Annotated in this window: 1 protein-coding gene; it reads right to left on the reverse strand. The window is 44.6% G+C overall.

Going from position 1 to position 3,695, the window contains the following annotated elements; translation table 11 throughout:
* Nucleotides 1-341 precede the first annotated feature (341 nt).
* Nucleotides 342-2,726, reverse strand: coding sequence for a glycoside hydrolase family 127 protein (locus ED312_RS03870; RefSeq protein WP_123214696.1), 2,385 nt, complete (start codon nucleotides 2,724-2,726; stop codon nucleotides 342-344).
* Nucleotides 2,727-3,695: the final 969 nt, after the last annotated feature.

Below are 3,695 nucleotides of genomic sequence, written 5' to 3' on the forward strand. Positions count from 1 at the left end.
CGGGCACGTACCCTTCCTTCGGAATTAACCTGCGGGTATTCCTTTCCGGGCTGATTGGTCACAGCAGGTTTGAAATCTTCCTTTACCGTCGCGTGGCCTTCGGTTTGTCCAAAGCCCCATGTGCTGATTAAAGCCAGCAGCAATACTAAAAAGTATGATCGGTTTTTCATTTTTTAAAGTTTTATAAGGGTTGTAATTGTTATAATATTTTACGGTGTTTTTAATTGATTGTAATGGTTTCACTTTTTAAATCGCGCGTACCCGAACTATTTCCATAATACACTTCATATTCACCGGGACCGGCCTTCATGGTCAGGGTATTTCTTTCCTTGATGATCTTCTCAGTCCTGCCTTAACAGCCGGACAAAATAAACTGCTCCGGCCGTACTTCCCTGTAAAGCCTTAAATTTCACCCTGATATTTTCTTTGCCTTCAACCATGGAGTCGGGGATTCTATATTCCACATCCTGAAAAACAGATTGATTCCACCGGCCGGTATTGTCTTCGGCAGCTAGTTTCTCATCATCGATGTATATTTCAAATTTCCGGCTTCCCCATTCAGCACCCCAGTACCGGACCATAAGACTTAAATTTGTCTCGGAAGCGGTTTTCATCCGGTAGCTGAAATACCCGTTATCCCGTGCATCCCGCCAAAACTCATCAACATGATTACCGGTGGTCGATTTTTCATATTGCAGCATGTGATCGGTTTCGGGCTGTTGCTCGCCGGTGGCCACAAAGTCAATGGTGCGGTCTTTAATGGCCATTCTCTCATTTTCCAGATTTGTCAATGAATCTATATAAGTTTGGTATCCGTTTCCTGTTAAAGCCAGCCAATACATCATATATCTCGCATCATGGATCCGGAAAAAAGGTTCCAGCTTAACATCAACCGGATTTACCATCTTCAGGTTGAGCTTAAAATTTAGCGGTTCATTCTCAACAGGCTCCAACTTACCGGCAATATTCTCCATATCATCTTCGATAAGTATAGGAGCTTTGTCAACCGGCAGCAATTTCCCTCCGGGATACTGGCTCCAGCGACCGTCGTCTGCGATAAGGCCTTTCAGGTCTTCTGTCCCTGTTTTAGCCCCCAGCAATACAGGTCCGTGCATAAAAGCGATGTAATCCGGAACATTAGGCAAATGTTCAATGGTACTGTGCATGGGCATGGTCACTTCCAGCACATCGCCCTTTTTCCATTTTCTGTCGATGCTTATATAAGAAGAAGGAAATTCCGAATACTTAACCTCTTTACCATTAACGGTGACTCTCAATGCTCCCTTTTTTACCCAGCCCGGATACCGCACCATTAAATTAAATCTTGAAGCTCCCTGGGTTATCGTCAGTTTTGTGTGATCTTCGAAGGGAAACCCGGTTTCCTGTTTAAGCCGGATATCCCGGTCTTTCCAGTTGAGCTCCGATGCAATAAAGAGATTGAGAAATAATGAGTCTCCCGAATGTGTGTATATAAACTGATTGTACCTGGCATGATTTTCCATTCCCGTACCTACGCAGCACCACATGGCTTCATTGGGTGCGGAGTATACCCTGTAATGACGGGGACGAGCCGGTGTAAAGTACACATATCCTCCATGCTCCGGGTGCTGGGTGGAAAGGATGTGATTGAACAGGGTTCTTTCGTAATAATCGGTATAATGAGCTGATGGCCGCTGCCGGAATAAAACCTCTGTCAATTTTAACATGTTGTATGAGTTGCACGACTCCGGACCGTCGACATCCCTGATAAAATCGGTGCATGCGTTTACACTTGGGAAATGTTCCCTGCGGCTATTGCCCCCAAAAGCAAGAGAGCGGTTGGAAGTAATCGTTTCCCAAGAGAAGTTCCCGGCCTTGTCGTATTTTTTATCACCAACCAATTCAGCAATACGTGCAAATCCGATAAATTTGGGAATCTGTGTGTTGGCATGTTTGTTGTCCAGGTTATCAGTTTCCCGGGCCAATGGTTCCAAAACCATTCTATGAGAATACCTTTTTGCAGCATCCAGGTATTTTTTATCACCGGATATCTGATAGGCGTCTGCAAAGATCTCATTCATTCCCCCATGCTCCATATCAAGCATATGTTGCATCTGACCATCATCCAGCCCGGAAGTGATCGCTATCCCCCAATCGCAAAATTCCAGGAACATGGATTTCGCCTCTTCGTAACCACAATACAACCAGGCGTCCCTGAGACCGGCATACATTTTATGCAGGTTGTAAAAAGGAGCCCATGAAGAATCATAAACTTTGAAATCACCGATCTTGAACCCCGACCACAATACTTCACTGTTCGGAAAGCCTCCCAGGTAGCCTTTGCCCCAACCGGGATTATTTATCGCATTGGCCTCCTGGCATTTTCTTAGTTCAGAAAGCATATACTCAATCCGTCTTTTACATTCTTTATGCCCCGTTGCTTTATAATTCATGGCCAGGGCCGACAAATAATGGCCTGCTATATGTCCGTCAAGCCCTTCCCAGTTGGGATAACCCGGAGCTTTTTCGGGGAGGCCCGCTTCTTTGCGGTACGGCGCCAGTAAACGATCCACATCATACTGGAGAAGCACTTCGATATTGAGATCACGGGCGTGTTTAAACATCCCGTCCGGCAATGTCACGTCAGACAAGGGGAATGTATTAGGATAAAGCCTGTCCTGTGCCCGAAGCCTAAGAAAACACATCAGAATTACATTAATCACCAAAAAAATCTTTATTCGCTTCATCCATTATGTTTTTTACACCGAACGGAAACTGTCTGCTCCGCATTGATGCGTTCAACAGCATAATGACCATTACAAAATTCTATGTCAGAACAGTCACCCACACGATCACTTAAATTCAGTTTAAACATGCTCTTCAATATGGCGTTGCTTTTAATGAGACCTCTAACTTTTCCGTTAAAGGTATAAATAAATAGTCTTATTGACTATTAGATGATTGAAAAAATATTCCAACCGACTACCTGTCCTATCATAAACCGGCAAAAAATTGTACGGTTACGAATATTCCGGTTTTCATTGTTTACAAGTTTTGCAATTTACTCTTTCCTTTACCCAACCTGTTTCCCTTTTGTTACATATTCCTGGGGGTTATGTTACATCATCCGTCCCTGTACTATCCGGTAATTTAAACATTAGCACCTTAACAATACAATCCGGCAGATTGTAACAAACTCCTGTCTTTTAGTCTTTTAAAGAAACCTGTTCCAGGGTGTTTTAATTCTGAAGGTCCACATAAAAGTTCCGAATCTTCCAAAAATGGGTTCGGGAGTTGTATCCTTTGGAGTGTCCCAACAAAGACAAGACCCCCGGGAGACCGGGACCATCGGGACTAAAGGGCGGGAAAAACGGTCGTTAAAGCAATCCCTTTGACGCCGGAAGTAGTTGGTTTAGCGGCTAACCCATTCCCTTTAGCCGCTAAACAGGTTGCTTTTGATGTCATACCCAACTGCTTTGACGGTAAACCGGGTTACGTTGACCGCTAACCCGTTTGCTTCCGATGTCATACCCAACTACTTTGACGGCAAACCGGGTTACGTTAACCGCTAACGGGTTTGCTTCCGATGTCGTACCCAACTGCTTTGACCGTAAACCGGGTTACGTTGACCGCTTAAGGGAATGGGTTTACGGTACCATGAACCCCTTTAGCGGTAAAAGGGAAAGGGAATGAATGCGTAAGCAATCGGGTTAGCG

The organism is Sinomicrobium pectinilyticum (genome assembly GCF_003725735.1).
Lineage (GTDB): Bacteria > Bacteroidota > Bacteroidia > Flavobacteriales > Flavobacteriaceae > Sinomicrobium > Sinomicrobium pectinilyticum.

Excerpts from the sequence above, each read along its gene's own strand:
- ED312_RS03870 (WP_123214696.1), bottom strand. The coding sequence starts at position 2,726 with ATGAAGCGAATAAAGATTTTTTTGGTGATTAATGTAATTCTGATGTGT.